The organism is Cytobacillus solani, from assembly GCF_006704205.1.
Taxonomy (GTDB): Bacteria; Bacillota; Bacilli; order Bacillales; family Cytobacillaceae; genus Cytobacillus; species Cytobacillus solani.
The window spans coordinates 3,973,208-4,000,039 of sequence record NZ_CP041305.1 but is presented as its reverse complement, the minus strand read 5'-3'; the positions used below and the strand labels follow the sequence as shown (position 1 = coordinate 4,000,039).

The following is a 26,832-nucleotide window of genomic DNA, read 5'->3' as shown; positions in this document are numbered from 1 at the left end:
GAATATTACTTGTAAAAGTTCCTTTAAAGAACTACCATAATTAGGAAAGGGTTTTTAGAACGGGAGAGGTTATTAATGAAAGAAATAAATCATGTATTATTAGGTAGGTTTCATTTCGAAGAGGAACAATGCGTATGGAGGCAGGTTAGAAAAATATCCATATTTAATAAGACATTTGAAGCAAATATTGATTTCCTGGAATATGATGAAGAATTCGAACAGGTCGTAGAATTTGAAGAAGATACAAAAGGATACTTCCAAGAAGAGCAAGTTGAAGCATTGGTGAAATTTCAGGAAAAACGCCATGAAATCATCTCAAATCTAGAAACTGCCATATTTGAATACTACCAAAATAATCGTGAAGTGTATGATGCCCCATTTTTAAAAAATAAAAATGAGATTGGCAGTTTATTAACAGATATGGGCATCTTTATTGCCGATAGAGAAGAAGCAGGCTTAAGGAAAATGGGAATTACTTTCGAATGCAGTTGGGAACCTGGTCATGGATTAGGCATTCTACTTAAAAACGAAGAAATAGCTGCCGTTGGAACGATAGATGATGCTGTTGTGTAATCTTTAGAGATATGTTTTAATTTCATCCATACTACTTACAAAAAGGAAATAAATAGATCCTCTATATTCTATTATTTTCTCTATAAATCTATTAACGCTAATTAAAAACAATATTTCAAATAAATTTTTTCAGTAAAACATGCTATACTATATAATGCATATTAATCACCTTCCAATTTTCTGCAATTGGAAGGTTTTCTATTGGCGAATTAAGTAAGAAAAGAGGAGACAAAATTGAATAACGAAACAAAGCATAAATCCGTTATTGTTGCCTTGTTAATTGCAACCTTTCTGACCGCAATTGAAGGCACAATTGTAAGTACGGCAATGCCAAAAATTGTGGAAGATTTAGGCGGAAGTGAGCTATATACTTGGGTAATATCTGTTTACCTTTTAGCTACAGTTATCAGCACACCAGTATTTGGAAAACTCGCTGATTTATACGGCAGAAAGCTAATGTTTACTATTGGAACAATTATCTTTCTCATTGGTTCCATGTTATCCGGACTATCACAAACGATGGAACAGCTTGTTCTATTCCGATTGATTCAAGGGATTGGAGCTGGAGCCTTAACAACGATTCCATTCACCATTATTGGAGATGTATTTGAATTTAAACAGCGAGCGAAAATTCAAGGTTGGATCAGCAGTATGTGGGGAATTGCAGGTATTGCAGGTCCGCTTGTCGGCGGGTTTATTGTCGACACCATCTCATGGCATTGGATTTTCTACATGAATCTGCCATTTGGGATTATTTCATTAATCCTACTTTGGGTTTCTTTAAAAGAGCAAATTGAAAAGAAAAAGCAAATAATCGACTATGCCGGGATTCTCATGTTTGCCATATGTATGACATCCTTCTTATACGCACTAACACTGCTAAAAGAGCACAAGCAATTAACAGGAAGCATCACTGCATACCTTGTTGTTGCTCTTATTGGTCTTTGCTTCTTTATTTGGATTGAAGCTAAAGGGAAAGAGCCCATGCTGCCACTTTCTCTATTTAAAAATACATTTATTACCGTTTCGAATATTGCCGGATTTTTATTAGGCTTTATCCTTGTAACGGTAACGTTCTATATTCCATTATGGGTTCAGGGAGTAACTAATTTAAATGCCACCTATTCGGGAATCGCGATGCTGCCAATGTCTGTCACATGGCCGATTGGAGCGATCTTTTGCGGAAAATGGTTAGGAAATAAATCGATTGCCCATGTTACTTTAATAGGTACTTTAGTGGTTATTCTAAGCTGTACAGGATTTGTATTCTTCCAGACAAATACGCCAGTGCATATCATGATGGTGGTTACCGCATTTATTGGACTCGGTTTTGGGCTAGCCTTTACCGCATTTACGGTTGCCGTACAATCAGCTGTTGAATGGCATCTCCGAGGTGCTGCGATGGGATCACATAATTTAATGAAAAACTTAGGACAAACCATCGGAATCGCCGTTTCCGGTCTATTGCTAAGTGATCAGCTAAAAGGACCCGCATTAGAATCAAGCTTGCATTCCGTATTTATCTTACTCGTTGTCTTAGCCATCTGTTCATTTGTTGTAACAGGTGTACTTATTAGAAAGAAAGAGTCTGAACTTGCCGTAAGATAGAGGGACATGTTCAATGTCTTATATAACTGAAAATAAAATGGATGGGACAAGGGGCCAGACCCCTCGTCCCTATTTTTTTAAAGGAAAAAGAAAAGCTGAATAATAGAGATGGCTGCCATTCCCATAATTGGGGCCAATTTCAATACAGTAAACCCTGCTGTTGTTGAAACTAGTGGCTCTAATGGGTCTTTAGCAGGTGAGGCAAGAAAGTTGATTATACGCTCCCATCTTTTCCCTTTAGGTTTCATTTGAAAATCGGGTATATCCAAATGATATTCATCTAACTTTGTCCGAAGATGATTTTCTTTTTTAAAGGGATCGTGATTCATTGAAATCATCCTCCAATTCTACTTTTAAACTTTGGATTGCTGTGTGTAATCTCGATTTGACCGTACCTTTTGGTATAGTAAGTATTTCTGCAATTTCTTCATGTTTCATATCATGATAATAGAATAAAAGAATGACTGCCCGCTGTTTATCAGGAAGATTTGAAATGGCTTCCCGAATCGTCAGCCGATCTGTATGATGAAGTTCTTCTTTCGTTATTGGGGTAAGAAAAGGCATAAACGATTGCCATTTTTTGCGCCGATTTAATTTATCTATCAATAAACGGTAAGCTATTTGAAAAAGATAGGATTTAATTTTCCCTTTGCCTGGATGATAATGATGTTTGTAACGCTGAAGCTTTACAAATGAATCTTGAACGATATCAATCGATAATTGCTGATCCCTTGTATATCGATAAATAAACGAATATAAAGCAGGCTTTAAAAGGGTATAAATACCTGCCAATGCATCATCATCCCCATTTTGATAAGCAATCATTAACTCATCTGCACGCTCAATCAATTTGATCTCCCCAGCGCTCTTTAATCGCCTTTAGCGTTAGTGAAACTCTTGAAATTAAGTAAATCATTGATACAAGTGTCCATACTTGTGCTTGATTCGTAAAAAACTGGACAAAATTATTCTCTACATTTTGTCCGTTCGAAATTAATAGATTTAGAACTTGAACACAAATTATTGCATAAATAGCTAGACAGAGTGTAAGTGTATCAAAAACATTCCAGCGTAAATATATTTTTGTCTTCTTAAAATTGATTTTACCATTCTCACGGACAATATGTTTACGATCCATTGGAATCGCAATCGCTAATATTAGCACCATGAACACTCCACCCACAATCAGGGAAATAATCCAGCCAGTATCCATTAGTAACAACTCCTTTTCTCTCATTACTTACATTACATATGAGAAGGGAAAAGAGTTCATTTTAAGTGAATTTTTTTCAATTAATGAATGTTAGCTGTGGAGAAGCTATCCATATTTTTAAATTAAAGCCTTTTATACCTCCTGAATGAACTTTCAATCAATTTCCCTTGAATTTTCTCTTTTTAGATAAAATAATATTGCTAATACGAATTGAATAAGAGGAACAAATATTGCCCAAGGAAATCGTGGGGACTCGCTAAAATACCAAGCATCCGGATAAAGTAAAATGGCACTCATCAACATCAGTTTCCAAGATCGCTTTATAAGTGCATAGATAAAAAATATGACTGATGCTATAAGTAAAGGATAAAACAGCTTCAAAGCACCTAACAAAAGACCCATAAATTCTTCCATGCTTTACCTACCCCCAATAATTTAGCTTAGTTATTTAGCAGATTCTTATACTCCTTCTCGGTACCTGAAAATATAATTAATAGAGCATAACCGTTCTTTTACCAAATTTTCTTATACTTTTCAATATGCTCCAAGCTTATAGGTGCCTTTTGTAATTGATGTGGACAAATCTTATTGTATTTTTTGATTTTTTTATTAATCTCTTCTACATCATTATTTGTTTTACAAGAATGGACTAATTGGGAGATTTCCTTTTGCAGCTTCACCCATTGTGGTAAATATCCAGCATCTTTTGCAATCTTTTGAAAGTGCTGGAATGTGTCCATCTGCAAATATTCTTTAGATAGCGGCTTTCCTTTACCTTTATAATCAAAATTATCTTTCTCACCAGCACGCTCCAAAATCTCACCTATTAGATCATTGTATTCCCTGTCCATAGAACCTCTCCTTATTATCTAACTAGTCAATCCCTTTTTGGGACAGAGAGTCACGTTTACTGTCCCATATAATTAATGGGACAAGGAGCCTACCTCCTCGTCCTGGTCACTTGAGTCCAGCGTCTATCCAGTATATGCTGAAAATGGTGAGCCGAAAGAATAATTATGAGAATTTCACAAAAAAGCTATGGATATTTAAAAATCACTTGGACTTTGGATAATTGGCACCTATCAACCTTAATGAAGACACATTTGATAGAGTTCTTGTAAATCGGAGACAACCAGCCCTATTAAGTACAGTATTCACTTGAATTTTGTAAAAATAGGAAACAAGCAGCTCTATTGAGTACACTATTCACTCGAATTCTTTAGAAACGGGAAACAAGCAGTCCTATTGAATACACTATTTACTCGAATTCTTTAAAAATGGGAAACAAGCAGCCTTATTGAGTACAGAATCCACTTGAATTTTGTAAAAATAGGAAACAAGCAGCTCTATTGAGTACACTATTCACTCGAATTCTTTAGAAACGGGAAACAAGCAGTCCTATTGAATACACTATTTACTCGAATTCTTTAAAAATGGGAAACAAGCAGCCTTATTGAGTACAGAATCCACTTGAATTTTGTAAAAATAGGAAACAAGCAGCTCTATTGAGTACACTATTCACTCGAATTCTTTAGAAACGGGAAACAAGCAGTCCTATTGAGTACACTATTCACTCGAATTCTTTAAAAATGGGAAACAAGCAGCTCTACTGAGTTGATTTGCAAATTACTTTTCATAGGTGGTGTATTTCATTTGGTTGAAAATGAGGATTGTTCCTATTGCAACATCCGTTACAGCTATCACCACTGTTTTCTTTATTTTAAAAAATAAACTCTTATAATGGCAACAATCACAATACAAACGGCGATTAGAAATAAATTAAATGGAGCTAAAAGAAAGTCAAAAAAGGAATTTAGTACATTTTCACATACATTTCTAACCCTCATCATTAATGGATCACTTTACTTTCTTACAAACATATACCATTTGCGTACTGTCATCAGTTATTGACGTTTCATTCCAATCTTGATACAGATCAACAATTTCAAAGCCGTTTGCAGATAAAATGCGTTCCATTTCTCTCGGGTACGTATAGCGCAAAAGTATATTTGTCTTTTTTTCTTCAATTATTTCTCCCGCTTTATTTATCATTCTTCTAATCGTTATATAATGTTGAACTTGGGTAAGGGGGTCATACTTACTTATCGTGTATACATCCACTTTATTCATCGTATCGTTGTCTACATATGTTTTCCAATATTCTTCTGTACTTGGCTGGAGCAGCGCCTCAGCACTTGGAAACCGTGTGCCGAAGATAAATATTCCGCCCAATTCCAAATGTCTATTCACAGAGTCCAATAATCCATCCTGTGATTTATTCATTAGAAAATGCTGAAATGAGTTGCCAACTGTAAAAATGAACCTGCTTTTTGCATTCAAATGGAGATTCGTACAATCCTGTTCAATCCATTTGATTGGCAAATGTTGATTAGCTGATTTTCTCCTTGCTTCAGCTAGCATTCCCTTATGAATGTCCACACCTACTAGCTTGTATCCTTTTTTAGCTAGCGGAATCGTTACACTGCCTGTCCCGCAAGCTAGATCGATAATCGTTCCGTCTATCTTCGCAGCCCACTTCATTAGAAAAGGAAGGTCCTCTTTATACGTTTCGTTTTCAATATCGTAAGCCTTTGGGTCCTCCTATTCTTCAAAATTATCTACTAACATACACACTCTCCCTTTTCTAAATTTTACCACAAATTCTAACATTTAACTTTATACAAAAAAAAGAACTTTACTCCTTACCGTTGTTTAAATAATAGGTTGTACTTATTAGTAGAGAATAGCAGTAACGAAAGTACAAACATACCAGCCAGGAATTTTTATTGATATCATTTGCATTTGAAATGACGGTCATTAATGTACAGTTTACCTCTACCAAAATTAAATGTTCACCCTAACTTTTTACAATCCAAAAAGAGAATGGTACTTTATGGTAAAATCGTTTTAAGGGGGGTTTAACGAGTGAATAAGATAGATATTGTTATGATGATATATGTGATTTTTTTGATGGCAGCATTATTTATAAGCTTTAAATATGGTTCCGCTATGATTAAGAAAACAGGTCTCTTTCTGCCACAAGCCCTAATTGCGGGGACAATTTAGTTAGCATTAGGTGTGTTTGGGATAATGGGTTGGTTTTTCTTCTCTTGGGAAGTTAATGAATTTTTGTTTTTTGGTGGTTTAGTTTTAGGATTAAGTTTAATAGTTGTGGGTGAGGTTGTTTTGCTTTCAATCTTTCTTTCAAAGCGTAAAAAATGGATACAAATATACAATGATAGCTTAAATGGAAGCAATAGATAAAAATTGGAAGCCACTGTAATGGCTTCCTTTCATTTCACTTACAAATCAGCATTAAGCTTTAACATAGCCTAATAATAGGTTCCTTTATTTTTTGGTAATAATTTTATCAATAATCCCATATTCCAGTGCTTCCTGGGCAGTCATATAGAAATCACGGTCACTGTCTTTAGCGATTTTTTCAACCGGCTGTCCGGTGCGATCGGCAATAATTCCATTGACATGATCACGGAGTTTGAGAATTCTTCGTGCAGAGATTTCAATTTCTGTTGCCTGTCCTCTTACACCGCCAAGCGGCTGATGGATCATAATCTCGCTGTTTGGAAGGGCATACCTTTTTCCCTTCGTACCAGCGATAAGCAGCAATGCTCCAAATGATGCAGCCATTCCCATACAAATCGTGCTTACATCTGGTTTAATGTACTCCATTGTATCAAAAATCGCAAAGCCTGCAGTTGTCGAGCCGCCAGGGCTATTAATATAAATGGAAATATCTTTTTCTGCATTGTCAGCTTCTAAAAACAATAGCTGGGCAATGACACTGTTTGCAACCTGCTCATTAATTTCTTCGCCAATAATGATGATTCGGTCTTTCAATAGACGTGAGTAAATATCATAAGATCGTTCCCCACGATTGGAATGTTCAATCACATATGGAATCGTACCCATAAAAATTCCTCCCTTTATTATGCTGCGAAACTATAAAGGTCAATAGGAGATTGAGTATACGTTTTCTTAGCAAGCTTAGGGACTTCTGCCAATGGAGGAATGTCAGATACATACTCAATTAAAATGGATGGGTCTTCAGATTGTAAGGATTGATATATCAGATTCCCTATCATTTCCCTTTCTTCCTCACACCAGTAGGAATCCACTGATTGCAGGTTCGTTTCCTTCTCCAGCCGTTTCCTTGTTCTATGGATGATCGCTTTCACAGCCATTTCTGTTGTATCCAGCAAATCAGCAATTTCCTTTGTTTGGTAGCTGAAAGCCTCTTTCAATAAGAAAATGATTGCTTGTTTTGGTGTTAAATTATTTACTAATAGCTTTACTGTATCAAGCAGTTCATCTGTGCTAATTGCATCAACCTTCCCCGATTGATCCTCGAGCACTCCAACAACTTCGCGATTTCTTTTTCTAATGGTATCAATCCATTGATGGTAAGCGATTTTGTTCAAAAGTGCAGGACTTACATCGGAAGAATGATAATGCTGAATCGCTTTTAAGACTGATTCCTGAACAAGGTCGTCAGCATCCCATTTGTTTTTCGCTAAAAAACGACAATACCGCAAAAGGCCTGGATACAGCTGATTCAAGTGACTACTTCCTTTCTCTATCTGAACCCCTTCATTGGCAAACAAGCTTTTATTAGAAACCATTCTATTCACTCCTTTTGAACCTCCTTGCCTTTATAACGGATATAGGAGGGAAGAAAGATACGGGTACGAAAAAAAACTTACTTTTATTTTACTTACTCTATTTAGCTAAGTGAGTTCTTATTACCACTTTTGACATATTCTTTTTTTGGCATCATAAAACTCCTATTATTACCGCTGATCCCTTTTTTCTTGTTTTCGGGCATCATCATGCTCTTATGTTTACCGCTACTTGCCTTTTTCCCCTTAACAATCACCCTTACACTTAAAAATTCCGAATATCAGCAATGGGACCGATCTCATTAAAATTGCCATTTTCTATAATTGATATAAGTTTCTTTGCAGTTTCCTCCGCACTGACTAGCTTTCCTTGTTCTTTATAATCAATGAACCGGTCTAAGAGTGGGAATGCCTCTTCACTGCTAGCGCGTATGGCTTCCTGCATGCCGGTGTCGATAATCCCTGGGGCAATCGAAATAATTTCGACTGGATATTCTGCATTTTCTTGCTCAAGAGCAATAACCCTTGAAAAATGGTCCAAACCTGCTTTTGTCGTGCAGTACGTTCCCCAGCCTTCATATGGATTTCTGCCTGCTCCAGAAGAGATATTAACAATTTGCTTTTTCCCGTTATAATTCTCCAGCTTTGAGATAAACACATTAGAAATAATCATGGGTGCGGTTAAATTAACTGCCATTGCCTTTGCCATTTCTGCAGCATGTACAGTACCAATTATTCCAATGGGATCAACCATTCCTGCATTATTTATAAGTGTGAAGGATTCTACCTCTTGCGGGACAGAGGCAACGATATCACTCATAAGTGATTCTAATTTCTCTAACACAGATAAATCTGCCTGATAACATTTTACTCCCTTTAGACTTGTATCTGTTCGTGCAACTCCAATAACATACTCCCCTGCTTCGCTCAATTGTTTTGCAAGTTCAAACCCGATTCCTTTTGATGCACCTGTTATGATATAGACGTTCATTTGTCTTCTCCCCTTTTTTACAATATGTAGCTATATATGAAGGTAACACATCATTCATAAAAAAAGGAAGATGAATCCCACATACTGTAGAAACTCATCTTCTTATTTGGAACTCTATATACTCTCCTGCTTCAATCCGTCGATAATATTTTCTTTTTTCACTTTTGTACTTGAGTAAAGCATGGCAGAAATGACGATGACAAAGACCGCAATTAGACAATACAATATACTGACCCAAGGGAGGGAGAATGCGTAAGAAAAGCTGTTCATCGTTCCCTTATAAATTAAATACATGACGATGATGCTAATTGGGAGTCCAAAGAGTAATGAGTTGACTCCATAAAAGATGCTTTCATAATTAATCATTTTATTAAAGCCCTTTGGTGTCATTCCAACTGATTTTAGCATCGCAAATTCACGTTTTCGAAGGGCAATGCTTGTCGAGATTGTGTTAAAAATATTTGCAATCGAGATAGCCGTAATTAAGACAATAAATCCATAAGTAAAAACGGACATAAGCATAATCATTTGCTCTTCCTGTTGTCTCTGTTGAAAAACATTATAAATAGATAGCCCATTTTCCTTCATCTCTTCCATTTCCTGCTGCGTTTTCATCGGATCTGAGCTTTTCAAATAAATGGAGGTGGCAATTTCCGGATTAGGAAGCTGATCAGTCAGCTTTTTCATCACTTGTTCAGAAACAATGATATCTAATCCGCCAACTCCTCCTGATTGAACGCCCATAGGGTATTGATCAGTCGTTGCTGCCACTTCAATATTTTCGAGCTTCGTCTGCTCTCCAGTTTCCCAATCTGCATAAAGTAAATTAATTTTTTCCCCAATTTTCGTATGAATCGCTTTTGTTTCAACAAACTTTCCTGCATTCATATCTTCATACGTAATTGTATCAACAATAATACCTGCGATATGCTCTGGATTGTTAAGCTTCTCAACATCCGTGCCTGTTACTTTCGCATATGATTTCAAGGCATCTTCACCTAGTGCATGTAATCGAATATAATACGAATACTTCCCATTTTCTAGGGAGGTTTCCCCAGCCTCTACCATTACCTTTAATTCATTGGCAATTGCAGATTCTTTTATCATTGAGGTCGCGCTTAATTCTTTAATCACATTAAATTCATTCACATCCCCTAGGGATGTAATTTTTTCTATTAGGTCATCTCTTTCATCTTCAATAGAAACCTGTATATCAAATTCTACACCGGACTGCGACAATTCTAATGATTTCTTCAAGCTCGCTGTAAAATAAGACACGGATAAAAATAAAACAATACTAATTACTAAAGAAAAAATTGTTGCCCGGTATCTGCGTTTGTTTCTCTTTAAGTTTTTCAAACCGATTTCTGCTTCAATGCCGAAAAGCCTACGTATGAATTTTGACGTTTTTACTGCTTCCCCAGTTAGCTTCACATCTGCTGTTTGTCGAATGGCATCAATAGCAGAAATTTTTGATGCTCTCATTGCTGGGACAAAAGTTGAAATAAAAATGGTTATTGCAGAAACGCCACAGGCAATAAGAATAGAGACTGGTGTGACAGTAACCATTAACTTTTCAGTAACCCCTAGAGCACCCTGAATAATCGAGTTAATAAACAAAAAAGTAATCCCGATGCCAGCAAGTCCGCTAACAATCCCTATAGGAATACTGATTAAACCAATAATCACGCCTTCAAAAAACACAGAATTTCTCTTCTGCCGTTTCGTCGCTCCAACACTTGAAAGCATTCCTAAGTGACGAGATCGTTCCGAGACGGAAATGGCAAAGGCATTATAGATCAATGAAACTGATCCAATAATAATGACTGCCATAATAATGACTGATAAAGAAAGAAGCGTATTCTTAAGTCCATTATTATTTGTCAAACCATAATAATGCAGCAAATCATTATTATAGGCAATAGATTTTGTCGGAATATTATTCTTCTTCGCCAATTTTTCCGCATGATCATATAATGAACGCTTAACTTTCTTTAGTACGACGGTTGCATTTACGGTATTTTTTTCCGAGATCGCATGCTCATCCAAATATGTGAGAATCGTATAACCTGGTGACCATGCCGGCTCCCATGTGGGACGCTTGATAAAACCGACAATAGTGTAATTTTTTGTTTGCTCAATATTTAAGCTTTCAAGCAATTCCCCATTTTCTATTTGCAATAGGTCATTTTGTGTTAGTATTTTGTCTCCATTTGGACTTATCCGGTCACCCACTTCAAGGAGCAATGAATCCCCCATGTTATACTCAACTTTCGAATTTAAAGCAATTTCTTCTGAAAGGACAACTTCATTCGGTGACTCTGGAAGTCTTCCTTGACTTAATTCTATAGGGAACTGCTTGAAGCCATCATCATTGTATTCTTTCACAAATACATACGGCTTGTAATCATTATCACTTCCTTCTAAGAATGCATAGCCAATATCCCTTGATAGGATCACTTTTTCCGTTTCTTCATCCGCTGTAATTGCTTGGAGCTGATCTTGATTGACGTTCTTATATTGAACATGCCATTCTCCATCGCTTGCAATTGTCTGTCTTTGCATCAGATCCATAAACGAGAATCCGAGCGTTGCAACAGCTGTTACCATTGCAACAGAAATAATGACACCAATAATTGTCACAAGTGTCCGTTTCTTATTTTGCTTCAAATGCCTAATCGTTAATTTATTCACGATATTCATGGACGAATCACCTCATCATTGGCAATCCTTCCGTCTTCAATGGTTATGACTCGATCCGCTTGCAATGCAATTCGTTCATCATGGGTAATCACAATAAGTGTTTGGTTATAGGTTTTATTAAACATTTTTAAAAGATCAATGATTTCACTGCTATTTTTACTGTCAAGATTGCCTGTTGGCTCGTCTGCCAGCATAATCGCAGGATGGCTAATCAAAGCTCTGCCGATCGAAACCCTTTGCTGCTGTCCGCCAGAAAGCTGATTAGGAAGATGAGTTAAACGGTTTTGCAGATTTAGTATGTTTACAACCTCTTTGAATTGCTTCTTATCAACTTTATGTTCATCCAACAGCAATGGGAGAGTAATATTTTCCTCTACTGTTAGAACAGGGATAAGATTATAAAATTGATAGATTAAGCCAATTTGTCTGCGCCTGAAAATAGCAAGCTGAGTTTCATTTAGCTGATAAATATCTGTGTTATCAACAAGCACCTTTCCTTTTGTCGGTCTGTCTACTCCTCCAAGCATGTGAAGCAAGGTAGATTTACCAGATCCAGACGGACCAATAATCGCGACAAACTCCCCTTTCTTGATCGAAAATGAAACATCATCAAGTGCCTTTACTGCCGTTTCCCCTTTTCCGTAAATTTTAGACAGATTCTCTATTTTTAAAATATCCATTGATATCCCTCCATGTTTTGCTGATGGTACTAGTTTATCTGCCTAAAATGACTATTAAGTGACTTAGAATATGACAATTTAGTCACTTAAATAATTTGTTTATAAAACTTCAGTTGAAATTGTGTGCCTTTATACCGTTTGCTTTTAACATAAATGTCGCCACTTTGACTTTTGATGATACTGTGAGCCATCGCAAGGCCAATGCCAACGCTATCCTCACCAGCATTCTTCCCTTTATAAAAACGGTTAAAAATGTATGGTATATCTTCCTTTGGAATACCTTCACCGTTATCAGCAATCGATATTTCCGTAAAAAGCACATTTTCAGAAAAAGAAATGGATAGGGCACCACCTGCTGGCGTATGCTCTACACAGTTTTTTAAAATATTTATGATCGCTTCACACGTCCAGTTGAGGTCCCCAATAAAGGAGGTTTTATCTTCCCCTTTTATCGATACAGTTTGTTCTTTAATATCCATCGGAATCATTACGGCCTCTAATGCTTTTTCAATTAGTTTCTTTACGATTATTTGATCGTTTTTGAATGCAACGGTGCCCGCATCAATTTTTGAAAGTTTTAATAAGGAGGAAACAAGCCATTCCATTCGTTCAAGCTGCATACGAATACTGTGTAAAAATTCAGCCCTTTTTTTCACTGGAAGCTTGGCCTCATTTAATAAATCAGCCATCATCATCATCGAGGTTAATGGCGTTTTTAGCTGATGAGATATATCAGAGATCGCATCTGTTAACAAAACTTTGTCCCGTTTTAGAAGTGATTTTTGTTCAGACAGCATGAGTGTCACCTTGTACATTTCATTTTTTAAAATACTTAGCTCTCCCTCTTGATTATCACGTACATCGAGGGAATAATTGCCGCTAGTTATTTGACGCAGATAACTTGAAAGCTTTTCTATTTCTCTATACCGCCAGCGGGTAAATAACAAGCTGCACCCGATTAGAAGTACAGATGTAATCAAGGTAAACAATGCTGCCTTAAATGAAAAAAAAGCAGCCGCAGCTATAAAAGATGCTACACAAATTATGCACATGGACGTCAGCAAAATCACAATTTCTCGATTACGGAGCACCCTACCCACCTACCTTATAGCCCATTCCTCTTATCGTTTTAATCATTGTTGGATTTTGTGGATCATCCTCCAGTTTTTCGCGGAGTCTCTTTATGTAAACAGTCAAAGTATTGTCATTGACAAAATCTCCTGCTACATCCCAAATTTGTTCAAGCAGCTGATTCCTTGTCAGTACTTGTCCAATATGATTGGCAAAAGTAAGCAATAATCGGTACTCAAGAGCTGTTAAGGTTATCTCTTCATTATGTTTATAAACCTTGCCTTCGAGAGAGTTGATACGAATATTTTCTATAGCGATGGTTGAATTTATTTGTGGATGTTTTTTGTATCTTCTGAGGACTGATTTAATCCGCGAAAGAAGCTCTCGAATACGGAAAGGCTTCGTAATATAATCATCCGCCCCCATATCGAGTCCCATGACGACATTGATCTCATCATCATTTGCTGTTAAAAATATGACTGGCGTATCGCTCTTTTCCTTCACAAGCTTACATAATTCATAGCCGCTGCCATCTGGCAAGGCTAAATCGAATAAGCATATATCCAATTGATCAGATTGTTCTACTAGTATCTTTTTTGCTGAAGCAACATCATAACAAATGACGGTTGTATAGGAATCCTGCTGCAGGGAATACTCAAGCCCAGATGCAATGGTTTTATCATCCTCAACAATTAAAATTTTCATATGATCCTCATCCTGCCTTCTGTATATGTATTACAAAAAAACACATGGCAATTTTCTATTATAAATGGCCATGTGTTTTCTATTTATATTTCTTAAAATTTATGCAGAAAAGCTTTCCATTAACATGTCCTTCAGCTGCTTTCTTACTCGATATATTTTCGTTTTAACTGTATTTTGGTTTATCTTTAATAGCTTGGCAATTTCTCTTTCCTTTAAACCGCTATTTATTTTTAGAAGAAACACTTTCCTTTGATCAAGGGAAAGAGAGTTAATAGCTAGATTGATCTGTTCTTTTAAGAGGTTCATTTCCACTTCCTGTTCGACGTTTTGGTCCATTTTGATATTAGCTGTCTCTATTTCAATATTGCTCGCGGTTCGATCGTTTAACTTTCTTTCCTTTCGGACAATATCAATGGCTGTTCTTGTTGTGATTGCTGACAGCCATGCCCCCACTTTTTCAGGGTCTTCAATTGTATCCATTTTTTGGTAAGCCTTAATCAATGCTTCCTGCACGGCATCTTGAGCCAAATAATAGTCTCTAGTGATACCGTAGGCAACTTGAAATAACCGTTTATTATACAATTTACATAGTTCGTTCATATCCATACAGAAGCAATCCACTCTTATCCCTCCCCTCTGCCTTAAATTCATTGACTTAATTAAAATATTGCTGAACGAAATCAGGAATATGCTCACCACTAAAGCTTTTAATATCAATAGACCCGTCCGCTTTATAATAATAGCCAATCATGTATGGACCATCATGGAATCCGCTGGCATTTAATAAGCTTTCTTCAAGTCTGTTTTTATCTGTCACTTTGATGGAACGGCCAATCTTACTCATTTGCTCAAATAGCTCTTCATAGGAATAGCCTTGAGCATAATTGATTTGAAGATCGTTCGTGTCAACAATATAGGCATATGAAATATCGGCTGCAGTTACTTTTGCCTGTTCCAGTAACCCCTTTTTATCCAGCCATTCCTCAAACTTCTTATATGAAATTCTCCATTCAAGTCCCACCGTTTTGTCATTTTTTTGCATGATTTCGATGAATGCATGAGGATCTCTATTATCGATTGTTTCCTCATAGGTTGCTGTATTGATTTCATCTTTTAATACTGCGATTGCTTCCTTCAAGTCCTCTGGATCTACAATTACAGCTTTTTTCTGAGTAGGTCCATAAGGGTGAATCGAGATTTTTTCAATTTGCTCCTCATTCACTTTGAAAATCCCATTAGTTACCCTTTTATATTCTTCGGACTCATGGATCAGTTTATAAAAATGAGCATATTCCTTTTTATCTATCATGTAATCCCGTACGAGCTTCTTGCCATTTTTCAATTCATACACAAAAAAGGCATGATCACTACTGTCATTTACTCTATTTTTGTTTTGATTTTTATTAGCAACAATTTCCTTATGAAGCCTTCTAATTAAATCCATATTTTCAGCACTAGTCAGGAAAAATGGATCATTGGCATCATTATACATAAAATAATTTTCACTTAAGTGAATCCGCTCGACCTCACTTAAATTGGGCACCTTTTTTTCAAATTGAGTGAAATCAAATTGAAAAAGAATGACTAACAGTGCCATTGCCCCTGCATAAATAATAAGCTCTTTTATGTGAATAATGATCCGCCAAGATTTTTGCAGAACCATCTCAGCTACAAAATAACCAAGGATAGCCCCAATCACATAGCCTGCAATGAGCCAAGTCGTATTTCCCTCCATAATTCCAAAGTACAAACCGCCTAGCAGCATCGTACAAAAGGTCATCCCATACTTAAAAATTGGTTTTAACAAGGGAAATACGAGTGATTGTGTGACAGCTTCAAGCCTTCTGTTTTTATATACCCATAAAGAAACACCGTATAAAATGAATATGAGTAGGCAATAAACAATGATTTCAATTGCCCCTAGTGGTCTGTAATCTACTTGACTGAGTGCAACTAATGGAGAAAATGATTCAACCTTACTTTCCATCACATACCGATCAGCAAATCCATACAGGTAGAATGGAAGATTATAAGCTAATAAGACGAGTAATCCCATTGGCAATAGTAAAAATATATACGTTAAAATCCCTTGTACTGCTGAAATACCTGAAATCATCCCTGTAAAAACGCCTGCCAAAAAGACAAGAAGATTAAACATAATCGTGATGCCAAGCCACTTAAAAATATCTGCCCATGTAATAAACTCAGATAAATTCAGCGGAATATACAATGCTGAAATGATGATCGCAATCAACAATACTGGCAAGATTAATAGGATCATTCCTGTTAATGCATATTGATGAAAGAGTCGATCCCTCTTAATCGGCAAACTATGCATGAAATCACTATAAGGCTTCACCTGCAGGTATCGGAATAAAAAAACTGCTAGTATAACAGGAATCCCAATATTTAAAACTGCTTGAATCTCAAAGTGAAAATAGAATAAGCTTTCTGCTCTAATATATTGTCTTTGTTCTCCTGTAGTCGTCATTAAAATTTCTAATGGAACTGCAAAAATTAATCCTAGAAAGTGAACGATCGCAACCCAACCGATACTTCTCATAATCGTCTTTCGGATTTCTTTATTAACCAAGAATATTTTCGACTGCATACCCAACATCCCCCATTTCATAAATAAAGATTTCTTCAAGCGTCAATGGAAGGATATCGAAAATGACAGGTTGATATTTTACTATACTTTCCGTAACTTCCTCTTCTTTTCCTTTTACGATTAATAAGAGAATACTACCCCGTTTCTCTTTATGCAGCACTTTAACAGAATCCAAAATACTTGGTGGAATCGGGGCACCACCCTTAAATGCGATCTGTACTTTATGTGTATCTGATTTAAGGTCATCTAAATCTTTTTCAATCATCATTTGTCCTTTATGCATAATTCCTACAAAATCACATAGATCCTCTACTTCTCTTAAGTTGTGTGAAGAAATTAAGACGGTCATTTCTCTTTCAGCGACATCGTCAATCATAAGACTCTTTACCTTTTTTCTCATGACCGGATCTAATCCATCTAAAGGCTCGTCAAGAATCAATACTTCTGGAAGTGTCGATAAGGCAAGAATAAATGCCACCTGTCTTTGGATTCCTTTTGAAAAACGATGAATTTTCTTATGTACATCCACCTGAAAAATAGCTACAAGCTCTTGAAAGCGTTCATTACTCCAACGTGGGTAAATGCTTTCGTAAAACTGTGCCATTTGTTTGGTCGTGTAATGCGGCAGAAAATAGGGTGTATCCTGGATAAAAAAGATCTTTTCTTTCACTTCCGGGCTTTCATAGACTGGCTGCCCGTCAATCGAAATCAATCCTTCATCTGGCACATATAACCCTGTTAAAAGTTTTAAAAGGGTTGTTTTCCCTGCACCGTTCGAGCCGAGCAAGCCGTAAATCGAACCTCTATTGACAGTTAGACTTACATTTTCTACTGCTTCTAACCCATCAAATGATTTTCGGATATGACTAATTTTGATCATTTTCTATCCCTCCCCCGATCGAAGCATGTACTTCTTTTATCACTTCTATTAATTCATCCGCAGTTATACCTAAATACATCGCTTCTGATAACAGCTTCATTAAGTCGTTTTTTACTTTAAGAAGCTTTTCTGTATTTTGGCTGTCATTTGCCGGACTGACAAAGCTTCCTTTACCTTTAATCGAATAGATGTATCCTTGGATTTCAAGTTCGCGATACGCTTTTTGAATCGTATTCGGATTGATCGTTAGCTGTTGGGCTAGCGTCCGGACGGAAGGCAGCTGTTCATCTGTTTTTAACACTTCAGTTATGATGAGTTCTTTAAGCCTTTCAACCAATTGTTCATAAATCGGCTTGCGGCTCCTTATATCCAACTCGAACATATGCACTCTCCCATCTGTATGTACTGTACTACGAATCATAGTACAGTTGATACAGTTTGATTATAGTACAAATTGGTAGGAAATCAATCCCTTTTTAAAAATTCTTAGAGGCTATTTTCAAAATGCTAGATAAACATGTAAAATTGCTAGATAAAGTTTAGATAATGCTAGATACATTATAAGAAGTGCTAGATTACTATTTAGAATTACTAGATAAAATCAGATTTATGTATAAAATGAAATAGACCTCATTCTAGGAAAAAAAAAGAAAAGTGCTGGGCACTTTTCCTTTAAGCAATTATTTTAATGACCGAATGTTTACCGCACATGCTTTAAATTCAGCTGTACCTGAAATTGGATCAAATTCATTGATTGTTAAAACATTCGTTGGAACATCACTGAAATGGAAGCTCATGAATACTAATCCTGGTGCAACTTGCTCAGTGACTTTCACTTTTACCTGCAAGCTGCCCCTTCTTGAGCTGATTTCAACTAGTTCACCCGTTTCAATACCTAACTTGGCTGCATCGTCAGGATGAATATCAAGTGATTCCTCTGTTTGTTTTATTTTTACCCCGCCTGCATAAAAACGTGTTTGCGTATGGGTATTATACGATTCATACCGTCTACCGGTTGTAAGCGTAAATGGATAGTCCTCATCTGGCAGCTCAACCGGCTCCGTATACATAACTGGAACAAATGGAGATTGCTTTCCGCTTGCTGCTTCCGGGTTATGATATCTTTCGTGCAAAATAAATGTACCCGGATGGGACTCATCTGGACAAGGATAATGGAGACTGTATTCTTTTTCCAGCCTTGAATAAGGCATCCCTCCATACATTTCCCATGCAAGCTCACGCAGCTCATCCCAAATTTCTTCACTATTATTATAGCTCATCGGATACCCCATTAATGTGGCTAGTTCACAAAGAATGACCCAGTCATCCTTCGTATTCGGATGGGCATCGACTGCTTTTCGTACACGTTGAATTCGACGGTCTGTATTCGTATACGTGCCTTCCACTTCTCCCCATGACCTTGCAGGCAAAACCACATCAGCTAGCTTCGCCGTTTCCGTTAAGAAAATATCTTGAACAACTAAAAGATCTAATTTTTCGAGCAGCTTTCTTGTGTGGGTCATATGAACATCTGCCACTAACGGATTTTCGCCAAGACAATAAAGCGCTTTGACTGCTCCCGTTTCCATTTTATCGAATGCTCTTGTTTGCGTATCGCCTGCGATAGGGTTAATCTCCATGCCCCAAGCTTTTTCAAATCGGCCACGGTATTCATCATTTGTTAGGCTGACTGCACCTGGCAGCTGGTTCGGCAGACAGCCCATATCGCCTGCTCCTTGCACATTATTCTGCCCGCGAAGAGGCATAATCCCGCTTCCAGGTTTTCCGATATGGCCAGTTAATAAAGCTAGATTTGCGATATCAAAAACATTATTGACCCCGCAATGATGCTCTGTAATTCCAAGTGTGTAGGCAATCATGGCTTTATCTGCTTTTGCATATTCTCTTGCCGTTTCAATAATATCCTGCGGTTCAAGTCCAGTAATGGCTGCAGCAAATTCTGGCGTATACCTTTTCACTTGTGCTTTTAACGTGTCAAAATCAACTGTGAATTGATTAATAAAGGCTGGATTATATAATTCTTCCTCAATAATAACGTGAATCATAGCATTCATTAAGGCGATATCTGAACCGACATGAATTTGCAAATGGCGGTGGGCGCTTTTCACCATATCAATCCGACGCGGATCGATCACAATGATTTTCAAGCCGGATTTTACTGCCTTTTTCATGCGATTAGCAATGATTGGATGGGCTTCGGTAGTATTCGAACCCATGAGTAATAGAACTTCCGTATGATCAAAATCTTCTAATCTATTCGTTGGAAATCCACTTCCAAATACAGTTGCCAGACCGGCAACACTCGGAGCGTGTCACGTTCGGTTACAGCCATCAATATTATTGCTGCCGATGACCGTTCTCATAAACTTCTGGGTTACATAATTCACTTCATTTGTGCTTCTAGCCGTCGCAAACATCGTGATAGCTTCAGGACCGAATTGTGATTTGATTGCTTGAAGCTTCTCTGCAATAAAAGCATATGCTTCTTCCCAAGTAGTTTCTACAAGCTCTCCCGCTTTGCGGATTAATGGAGAAGTTAAACGGCTTTTATCATGAACATATTCATAAGCAAACGACCCCTTGACACATGTTTGCCCTTTATTAACAGGCGCTTCCTTATCTCCTCGTATCTTCACAATTTTATTATTGTCAACTTCGACAACGAGCCCACAGCCTGTTCCGCAATAGCCGCAGACTGTTTTTATCTTTGCAGCTTCACTCATCATTTATCCTCCCTTTACGTAAGAATAGTTGAATTCAACCTCTTCCCTATCTTTTGAAAGCGATTCCAATATTCCTCATATCACTTCACAATTCACATAATACACTTTCTATTATACTACATTATGAATATTTGAAAAATGGGTTAGCGTTATAGAAAAGAATCAGTCCAATCATAGGGACTGATTCTTTTCTAAACCTCAATGACCTTACTTATTACTTCTTTGTTTTGTTTGCAATTTCTATTGCCCGATTTGTACCCTCTGCTGCTTGATCAAGAACTTCCTGCGGGTCCGCCCCTTGATACAGGTTTTCCAAAGCGGTAACAATTTGCTGACGTGATTCTGGGAAGACTGAAATGAGCGCACCTTGTGTCGCAAGAGACGGCTTCGTTTGCTGAAGCTGATCAACCGTTACCTTAAATTGCGGGTATTTCTCCCACTCTGCCTTTACAATATCCTCATCGTATGCTGCGGGATTTATAGCAAAATAACCAGTTCCAATATGCCATTTTGCCTGAACTTCCGGTGTAGTTAAGTATTTCATGAACTCCCATGCTGCTTCCTGTTCTTCCTCTGCAATACCTTTTGACATCCATAAAGATGCCCCGCCAATGGCTACCCCTTGCCGCTCTACTTCATCTGCATATGGGATAAACGCAACACCCACCTCGAAAGGAGAATTGTTAACAGCAGCAGCAACACCTGCGGACGAATCCATATACATCGCTACTTTTCCTGTCTGGAAGGCTGCGCGGATATCATCCCAATTCGTGCCATAATTCCCGAATGTACCCGCCTTGTTCATTTCATTTAAGAAATTAAAGACACGTAACCCCTCTTCCCCATTGAATACTGCCTCAGTCGCATCGCCTGCACGTCCATTTTCTTCGTTTACATATAAACCACCTTGTGTAGCAACAAGCTGTTCAAAGAACCAGCCATAAGTTAGCATTGAAAAACCGTATTGCTCACCAGGCTTTGTCAACTTTTCTGCTGTTGCTTTTACTTCATTAAATGTTTGTGGCGGCTTTTCAGGATCAAGCCCTGCTTCTTTAAATGCATCCTTGTTATAGATCATCACCGGTGTGGAGGAATTGAATGGCATCGAATACAATTTACCATCTACTCGGTAATAGTTTAAGATATTCTCTTCCAGTTGTGAGAGATCATAATTATCTTTATCAATGAACGATTGCATCGGCTCAATATAGCCGCTGTCAATCATAAACTTTGTACCGACCTCAAATACTTGTGTGATTGCCGGTGCATCTTTTGTTCCACCTACACTGCGAAGTTTTGTTAATGACTCCTCATAAGAGCCTTGAAATTCGGCATTGACTGTATACTTATCCTGTGAGCTATTGAAATCAGCCACAATGCGATCTAAAGCTTCTTGGCCCGCACCAGACATCGCATGCCAGAAGTTTATTTCCACCTTGCCTGGGCTTTCCTCTGTTCCCTTCTGCTTCTCATTCATATTCGATGGCTCCGGCTTACTTTCATTATTCGTACAGGCTGTCATAAACATCACGCTGAAAATTACGCTGAATATAAAAAGTAGCCTAACATTCTTTTTCACGATGGCCAACGCCCCCTAATTTACTTTAATGCCCCTTGGGTTAATCCTTTTTGCAATTGCTTTTGACCGATAAACAACAGCAGCAATGTTGGGATAATAACAACAATTACTCCAGCCATGACCACCCCCCATTCGGTTGCGACCTCTTGGGACTGGAGCTGCTTCAGTCCAATCTGGACTGTTCGAACTTGATCGTTGTTTGTAACTAATAAAGGCCACAAATACATATTCCAAGTCGTTAAAAATCCGTAGGCACCTAAAGTGACCAGACTTGTTTTTGAAACTGGAAGTATCACCCGCCAAAAGAAAGCAAACCGACTTAAACCTGCAATTTGCGAGGCTTCAAATAATTCTTTCGGAATCGTTTTAAAATGCTGCCTCAACAGAAATGTACCGAATGCCAGTGCGAAAAATGGGACAGTCAATCCTTGGTACGTGTTTGTCCAGTCCAATTTTTGGATTGTAAAAAAATTCGGGATCATTGTTGCTTCCCAAGGGATCATCATCGTTGATATGAATAGGAAGAAGATTAAATCCCTTCCCTTAAAGGGAATGAATACGAATACATAGGCGGCCATACTGCAAACGATTAACTGCCCCATCATTACCCCGGTTGAAACAACAAAACTATTCATTAAATATTTCATCAATGGCAAACGTTCAAATACTCTGAAATAATTATCTAAAGTGAATGTTTGTGGAAAGAACTTGCCTTGCATGATTTCCCCACCTGTCATAAAGGAAATCATGAAAGCGTACAGAACAGGGAAAAAGAGCAGGAAGGCTGAGAATAACAGCAGGAAGTAGAAAACGACTTTTCTTGGAAAGCTCATTGATAATGCACCTTCCTTTCGCCAAACTTAAATTGTAAAATCGTAACAATAAGTATGCACAAAAATAAAAAGACTGCCTGAGCACTTGCTGTACCAAACTGATAGTTTACAAACGCCTCCCGATAAATGGAATAGACGATTAAATTTGTAGCCTGCGAGGGACCGCCTTTTGTCAAAATATCAATTTGTCCAAATGATTGAAAAGCATTAATTAATGAAATAGTAATAATAAAAAACAAAGTCGGCGACAGCATCGGGATTGTTATTCTACGGAGCTGATACCCATAGCCTGCCCCATCAATTTTCGCACTTTCATATAAATACCCATCAATGTTTTGCAGGCCGCCCAAAAGAATCAGGAATGAAAATCCTGTATTCAGCCAAATTGTAGAAATCGAGACGGACAACAATGCCCAATCCGGGTCCAGCAGCCATTGAACCTCTGGCAAATGCACGAGAGTTAATAGACGGTTAAACATACCAACGCTTGGATGGAAAAGAAAAAGCCAGACAACAGATGAAGCAGCAACTGAGATCCCCATCGAAGAGGAATAAATTGTTCGAAAAAAGCCGATGCCTTTCAGTTTTTCATTTGCAATAAGCGCCAGGAATAAAGCAAGAATAACGCCTGCAGGAACTGTATATAAAACAAATAATACTGTCGCCTTTATACTATTGCGAAAAGCTTGCGATTCCAATAAGTAGGCATAGTTTTCAAGCCCGACAAACAGAGCCGCACTCCCATGCTGATCGGTTAAGAAGAAACTTAAATAGATTGTCCGAAACATCGGATAAAAAACAAACACAGAAAACAGCAAAATCGAAGGGAACAAATAAAGCAGTGCGGTTCGAGCATTTAATGATTTTTTCCAGATGCTTTGTTTTGCATGAAGACTACTGCTGCCTTTCATAAAAACACCTCTTTATCGAGGATATTATTTTCAATATCTGTTGCTGATTTTATCCGCTCATTTGTTTTACGATCAAATAAACATAGTGATTCATAATCCATTTGAATCGGTATTTGATCACCAATGTGTAAGTGCCATTGGCCATTCCATTTAGCCATCCATTCGTGACTGCCAATTTTAAACGAAAAGATCGTTTCATTGCCGAGGATTTCTACATTGATCGCTTCTACTACCATACGATTCTCATGGCTCGTCTCTTTTGATGCTACCTTTATATGCTCTGGCCTTATGCCTACGAGAACCTGCTCCGTTTGTAAAAGCCTGCTATCTTCGACCGGAATTTTAATTTCACATTCATCGCCAACCAGTATTTCAGATTGCAATCTTTTCATTACGCCTTCAGTAATATTCATCGGCGGGGAGCCAATAAACGTTGCAACAAACGGATTTGCAGGATGATTATAAATATCAATCGGCTTACCGACCTGCTGAATCTTGCCATCGTGAAGAATCATTATTCGATCCCCCATCGTCATTGCCTCCACTTGATCATGGGTAACATAAATCATCGTAATCCCGAGGCGTCTTTGAATTTGTCTAATTTCCGATCGCATATGTGCTCGCAGTTTTGCATCTAAGTTGGATAGAGGTTCGTCCATTAAACAAATAGGCGCTTCATTCACAATTGCTCGAGCGAGGGCCACCCGCTGGCGCTGTCCACCTGAAAGCTCACGAGGCTTTCGGTTTAAATACTCACTTAAGCCAAGCATGGCCGCGACATCCTTACATCGAGTCTTTCGTTCTAGCTTTGGTATTTTCTTCACATGCAGACCAAAAACGATATTTTCCATAACACTTAAATGTGGATAAAGCGCATAGTTTTGAAAGACCATTGATATATCTCTTTTACTGGGAGGTAAGTGATTGGCTTCCTTTTCACCTATTCGCAAGATCCCTCCTGTTATTTCCTCCAAACCTGCAATCATCCGCAGCATTGTGCTTTTCCCACAGCCTGAAGGACCAACTAGTACGAAAAATTCACCTGGTTCTATCATTACATTAATATTAGAAATGACCTCTGTTTTTTTATCGTAAGTCTTTGAAACATTCATTAGCTCTACTCTTTTCAACTATTCATCCCTCCATGCCTTTTGGGAGCTTTAAGATTGGAAAAAATTTCTCTCCTTTTATTCTAATTAGAAAAAAACTTAAATATGCTAACAATATCAAAATTGCCTATACAAGGAGTCTTTCATCCTATTAAAAATAAGGAGATAAAGATGAAGAAAAAAACACTATTAATATGGGGTTTTACCCTATTTTTCATTGGGGGATGCACGAAGCCAGAGACACCCGATCCATCTATTATTTCAGATTCTTTTATTATCATAGGTCATCGCGGGGCCTCAACCTATGCTCCTGAACATACACTCGTATCCTATCAGTTAGCGCAAGAACTAGGTGCTGATTATATTGAAATTGATTTGCAAATGTCAAAGGATGGCGTCCTTGTTGCCATGCATGATCAGACGGTAGATCGAACAACAAACGGAATTGGAAGCGTAGAATCTCATTCACTAGAGGAGTTAAAGAGACTTAATGCAGGTTCATGGTTCAATAAAAAATTCCCATTATATGCTGACTCTAAATATGAATATTTAACCGTTCCGACTTTAGAAGAAATTTTTGCCCATTTCGGGAAAGAGACAAACTATTATATCGAGACCAAGTCACCTGATAAATATCCAGAAATGGAGGAAAAACTCATCAGATTACTTCGGAGCTATGATCTTATAGATGGGGCAAAGGTGATTATTCAGTCCTTTAGCGAAAAAAGCCTTAAACGAATCCATAAAGCCGAGCCAAAGATTCCTTTAATCCAGCTTCTCTCATATCAAAAGCCTGCAAAATTAACGGAAGCAGAAATCAAAAAATGGAAACAATATGCAGTTGGCATTGGCCCCAATTATCAAATGGTTGATAGAGCATATATTAAAAAGGCTAGAAGAGCGGGATTGCTTGTTCATCCCTATACGGTCAATTCAAAACAAGACTTGGATCAGTTAATCAAATGGGGTATTACCGGGGTATTTACAGATTTAACAGATTCACTTTCAAAGGAATGGAAAAAATAATCTAGTATCTTACATGGTGTTCGCAAGAATAATATAAAATTTGCAAAATTTTTTTTTTCAAACAAGATTAAAATGTGGTTTGTTAAATAATGACCGAATTTCATTAAAATCAGCAGGATTTTCATCAAAAAAAGTCCGAAACACCATATTAAATGTGTTTCGGACTTTTCTTAATTTATAAACCCAAGCCTTGCTGATATTAGCTTGCCAATTTCAATCATTCGAGGCTCAAGCTCTATTAGCCTCGCCTCAGTCATTCTAATCGTCGGTCCTGAAATGCTGACAGCAGCGGCAACTTTTCCTAAATGATCAAGAATCGGAACTGCAATACATGTAATCCCATATTCATTTTCCTCCAAGTCAAGAGCGAATCCTTTCCTCTTCACCTCTTTAAGTTCCTCAATAAAAACATTTATATCGGTAATGGTCTTATCTGTGTGAACTGGCAGACCCTTTCTTTCTATTATTTCCTGAACAATTTCTGACGGCAGATGGGCAAGAATAGCTTTACCCACAGACGTACAATGCATCGGCGCTCTTTTTCCAACCTTGGAGTGCATTCGCAATGCTTCATTTCCATCTAGCTTCTCGATATATACGACTTCTCCTTGATCATATACTACGAGATGAATGACTTCGTTTGTCTCTTTTTCAAGCTCTTGTAAAAATGGCTTCGCCTCTATCCGTAAATCAAGTGATTCTAACAGTCTTGAGCTCACTTCTAAAAATTGATAGCCTAATTTATACCGTTCCGTGCCTTTATCCTGTTCAATATACCCATATTGAACGAGTGTGGAAAGGATTCTGTATACGGAGCTTTTGTTAATATCCATCTGATTAGCAATCTCTGTTACTCCAAGCCCGCCTTTTTTCATGCTGACAAGATTAATAATATCAAGTGCCCGACTAACAGATTTCACCATATTTTCTCTATCCAACATTCCTCAACTCCTGATTG

28 protein-coding genes and 1 pseudogene are annotated in these 26,832 nt (G+C 37.6%); 5 read left to right on the top strand and 24 right to left on the bottom strand.

What is annotated here, in order from left to right; translation table 11 throughout:
- Nucleotides 1-75 precede the first annotated feature (75 nt).
- Together FI644_RS20100 and FI644_RS20095 are read left to right on the top strand one after the other, a co-directional pair.
- Nucleotides 76-573, top strand: a complete 498-nt coding sequence (locus FI644_RS20100) for a DUF6985 domain-containing protein (RefSeq protein ID WP_053476463.1) — start codon at nt 76-78, stop codon at nt 571-573.
- Between the two features lie 234 nt (nt 574-807).
- The gene (locus tag FI644_RS20095) at nt 808-2,181 is read left to right on the top strand and encodes an MDR family MFS transporter (protein WP_053476464.1); all 1,374 of its coding nucleotides are present in this window, start codon (nt 808-810) and stop codon (nt 2,179-2,181) included.
- Between the two features lie 77 nt (nt 2,182-2,258).
- Here the strand turns inward: FI644_RS20095 and FI644_RS20090 are convergent, their stop codons facing one another.
- The 6 genes from FI644_RS20090 to FI644_RS20065 form a co-directional block, all read right to left on the bottom strand.
- On the bottom strand, nt 2,259-2,510 hold the full coding sequence (locus FI644_RS20090) for a hypothetical protein (protein ID WP_053476465.1): 252 nt from the start codon (nt 2,508-2,510) through the stop codon (nt 2,259-2,261).
- Nucleotides 2,491-3,006, bottom strand: coding sequence for an RNA polymerase sigma factor (locus tag FI644_RS20085; RefSeq protein ID WP_053477558.1), 516 nt, complete (start codon nt 3,004-3,006; stop codon nt 2,491-2,493). Before FI644_RS20085 ends, FI644_RS20090 begins: the two co-directional genes overlap by 20 nt.
- Nucleotides 3,007-3,022: 16 nt before the next feature.
- Nucleotides 3,023-3,418 carry a group-specific protein gene (locus FI644_RS20080; protein ID WP_321172061.1) on the bottom strand — a complete coding sequence of 132 codons (396 nt, stop codon included), beginning with the start codon at nt 3,416-3,418 and terminating at the stop codon, nt 3,023-3,025.
- A 129-nt stretch (nt 3,419-3,547) separates the two neighbouring features.
- Nucleotides 3,548-3,808 carry a hypothetical protein gene (locus FI644_RS20075; protein ID WP_053476467.1) on the bottom strand — a complete coding sequence of 87 codons (261 nt, stop codon included), beginning with the start codon at nt 3,806-3,808 and terminating at the stop codon, nt 3,548-3,550.
- 98 nt (nt 3,809-3,906) lie between these two features.
- Nucleotides 3,907-4,245 (bottom strand): DnaJ family domain-containing protein, encoded by a 339-nt coding sequence (locus FI644_RS20070; RefSeq protein ID WP_053476468.1) that lies wholly within the window; start codon nt 4,243-4,245, stop codon nt 3,907-3,909.
- A 1,006-nt stretch (nt 4,246-5,251) separates the two neighbouring features.
- The gene (locus FI644_RS20065; RefSeq protein ID WP_246067090.1) at nt 5,252-5,974 is read right to left on the bottom strand and encodes a class I SAM-dependent methyltransferase; all 723 of its coding nucleotides are present in this window, start codon (nt 5,972-5,974) and stop codon (nt 5,252-5,254) included.
- Between the two features lie 345 nt (nt 5,975-6,319).
- Here FI644_RS20065 and FI644_RS26450 point away from each other — a divergent pair, with 345 nt between their 5' ends.
- Together FI644_RS26450 and FI644_RS26445 are read left to right on the top strand one after the other, a co-directional pair.
- Nucleotides 6,320-6,460 carry a hypothetical protein gene (locus FI644_RS26450; RefSeq protein WP_156319127.1) on the top strand — a complete coding sequence of 47 codons (141 nt, stop codon included), beginning with the start codon at nt 6,320-6,322 and terminating at the stop codon, nt 6,458-6,460.
- 24 nt (nt 6,461-6,484) lie between these two features.
- Nucleotides 6,485-6,658 (top strand): hypothetical protein, encoded by a 174-nt coding sequence (locus FI644_RS26445; protein WP_156319128.1) that lies wholly within the window; start codon nt 6,485-6,487, stop codon nt 6,656-6,658.
- 84 nt (nt 6,659-6,742) lie between these two features.
- Here FI644_RS26445 and clpP read toward each other — a convergent pair whose 3' ends face one another.
- From clpP to FI644_RS19985, 17 genes and pseudogenes are all read right to left on the bottom strand, one after another.
- Nucleotides 6,743-7,324 carry an ATP-dependent Clp endopeptidase proteolytic subunit ClpP gene (gene clpP, locus FI644_RS20060; RefSeq protein ID WP_053476469.1) on the bottom strand — a complete coding sequence of 194 codons (582 nt, stop codon included), beginning with the start codon at nt 7,322-7,324 and terminating at the stop codon, nt 6,743-6,745.
- 17 nt (nt 7,325-7,341) lie between these two features.
- A complete protein-coding gene (locus tag FI644_RS20055; protein ID WP_053476470.1) occupies nt 7,342-8,034 on the bottom strand; it encodes a sigma-70 family RNA polymerase sigma factor in 693 nt (230 codons plus the stop codon).
- A gap of 262 nt (nt 8,035-8,296) precedes the next feature.
- Nucleotides 8,297-9,022, bottom strand: coding sequence for a (S)-benzoin forming benzil reductase (locus tag FI644_RS20050; RefSeq protein WP_053476471.1), 726 nt, complete (start codon nt 9,020-9,022; stop codon nt 8,297-8,299).
- A gap of 114 nt (nt 9,023-9,136) precedes the next feature.
- Nucleotides 9,137-11,725: an ABC transporter permease gene (locus FI644_RS20045; RefSeq protein WP_053476472.1), complete on the bottom strand. Its 2,589-nt coding sequence runs from the start codon at nt 11,723-11,725 to the stop codon at nt 9,137-9,139.
- Nucleotides 11,722-12,405, bottom strand: a complete 684-nt coding sequence (locus FI644_RS20040) for an ABC transporter ATP-binding protein (protein WP_142108753.1) — start codon at nt 12,403-12,405, stop codon at nt 11,722-11,724. The genes FI644_RS20045 and FI644_RS20040 overlap by 4 nt, the downstream gene beginning before the upstream one ends.
- An 86-nt stretch (nt 12,406-12,491) precedes the next feature.
- A complete protein-coding gene (locus FI644_RS20035; protein ID WP_053476474.1) occupies nt 12,492-13,496 on the bottom strand; it encodes a sensor histidine kinase in 1,005 nt (334 codons plus the stop codon).
- Nucleotide 13,497: 1 nt separating this feature from the next.
- Nucleotides 13,498-14,181, bottom strand: coding sequence for a response regulator transcription factor (locus FI644_RS20030; RefSeq protein ID WP_053476475.1), 684 nt, complete (start codon nt 14,179-14,181; stop codon nt 13,498-13,500).
- Nucleotides 14,182-14,280: 99 nt separating this feature from the next.
- Nucleotides 14,281-14,802 (bottom strand): RNA polymerase sigma factor, encoded by a 522-nt coding sequence (locus FI644_RS20025; RefSeq protein WP_231690089.1) that lies wholly within the window; start codon nt 14,800-14,802, stop codon nt 14,281-14,283.
- A 34-nt stretch (nt 14,803-14,836) separates the two neighbouring features.
- Nucleotides 14,837-16,792: a DUF6449 domain-containing protein gene (locus FI644_RS20020; RefSeq protein WP_075209164.1), complete on the bottom strand. Its 1,956-nt coding sequence runs from the start codon at nt 16,790-16,792 to the stop codon at nt 14,837-14,839.
- On the bottom strand, nt 16,767-17,672 hold the full coding sequence (locus FI644_RS20015; RefSeq protein WP_053476477.1) for an ABC transporter ATP-binding protein: 906 nt from the start codon (nt 17,670-17,672) through the stop codon (nt 16,767-16,769). Before FI644_RS20015 ends, FI644_RS20020 begins: the two co-directional genes overlap by 26 nt.
- On the bottom strand, nt 17,659-18,054 hold the full coding sequence (locus tag FI644_RS20010; protein WP_053476478.1) for a GntR family transcriptional regulator: 396 nt from the start codon (nt 18,052-18,054) through the stop codon (nt 17,659-17,661). The genes FI644_RS20015 and FI644_RS20010 overlap by 14 nt, the downstream gene beginning before the upstream one ends.
- A 298-nt stretch (nt 18,055-18,352) precedes the next feature.
- The gene (fdhF, locus tag FI644_RS27400) at nt 18,353-20,329 is read right to left on the bottom strand and encodes a formate dehydrogenase subunit alpha (RefSeq protein ID WP_369692296.1); all 1,977 of its coding nucleotides are present in this window, start codon (nt 20,327-20,329) and stop codon (nt 18,353-18,355) included.
- A pseudogene (locus FI644_RS27395) lies at nt 20,306-20,416 on the bottom strand (hypothetical protein); the annotation flags it as partial. The pseudogene FI644_RS27395 and the gene fdhF, both read right to left, overlap by 24 nt.
- A 214-nt stretch (nt 20,417-20,630) precedes the next feature.
- Nucleotides 20,631-21,995, bottom strand: a complete 1,365-nt coding sequence (locus FI644_RS20000) for an ABC transporter substrate-binding protein (protein WP_053476481.1) — start codon at nt 21,993-21,995, stop codon at nt 20,631-20,633.
- A 20-nt stretch (nt 21,996-22,015) separates the two neighbouring features.
- Nucleotides 22,016-22,828, bottom strand: a complete 813-nt coding sequence (locus FI644_RS19995) for a carbohydrate ABC transporter permease (protein ID WP_142108752.1) — start codon at nt 22,826-22,828, stop codon at nt 22,016-22,018.
- Nucleotides 22,825-23,739 (bottom strand): carbohydrate ABC transporter permease, encoded by a 915-nt coding sequence (locus tag FI644_RS19990; protein WP_142108751.1) that lies wholly within the window; start codon nt 23,737-23,739, stop codon nt 22,825-22,827. The genes FI644_RS19995 and FI644_RS19990 overlap by 4 nt, the downstream gene beginning before the upstream one ends.
- Nucleotides 23,736-24,869, bottom strand: a complete 1,134-nt coding sequence (locus FI644_RS19985) for an ABC transporter ATP-binding protein (RefSeq protein ID WP_142108750.1) — start codon at nt 24,867-24,869, stop codon at nt 23,736-23,738. The genes FI644_RS19990 and FI644_RS19985 overlap by 4 nt, the downstream gene beginning before the upstream one ends.
- Before the next feature lie 150 nt (nt 24,870-25,019).
- On the opposite strand from FI644_RS19985, the gene FI644_RS19980 reads away from it, so the two are divergent.
- Nucleotides 25,020-25,874, top strand: coding sequence for a glycerophosphodiester phosphodiesterase (locus FI644_RS19980; RefSeq protein WP_053476484.1), 855 nt, complete (start codon nt 25,020-25,022; stop codon nt 25,872-25,874).
- A gap of 170 nt (nt 25,875-26,044) precedes the next feature.
- On the opposite strand, the gene FI644_RS19975 is transcribed toward FI644_RS19980, so the two are convergent.
- Complete coding sequence (locus tag FI644_RS19975) at nt 26,045-26,812, bottom strand: IclR family transcriptional regulator (protein ID WP_053477560.1); 768 nt, start codon at nt 26,810-26,812, stop codon at nt 26,045-26,047.
- Nucleotides 26,813-26,832: the final 20 nt, after the last annotated feature.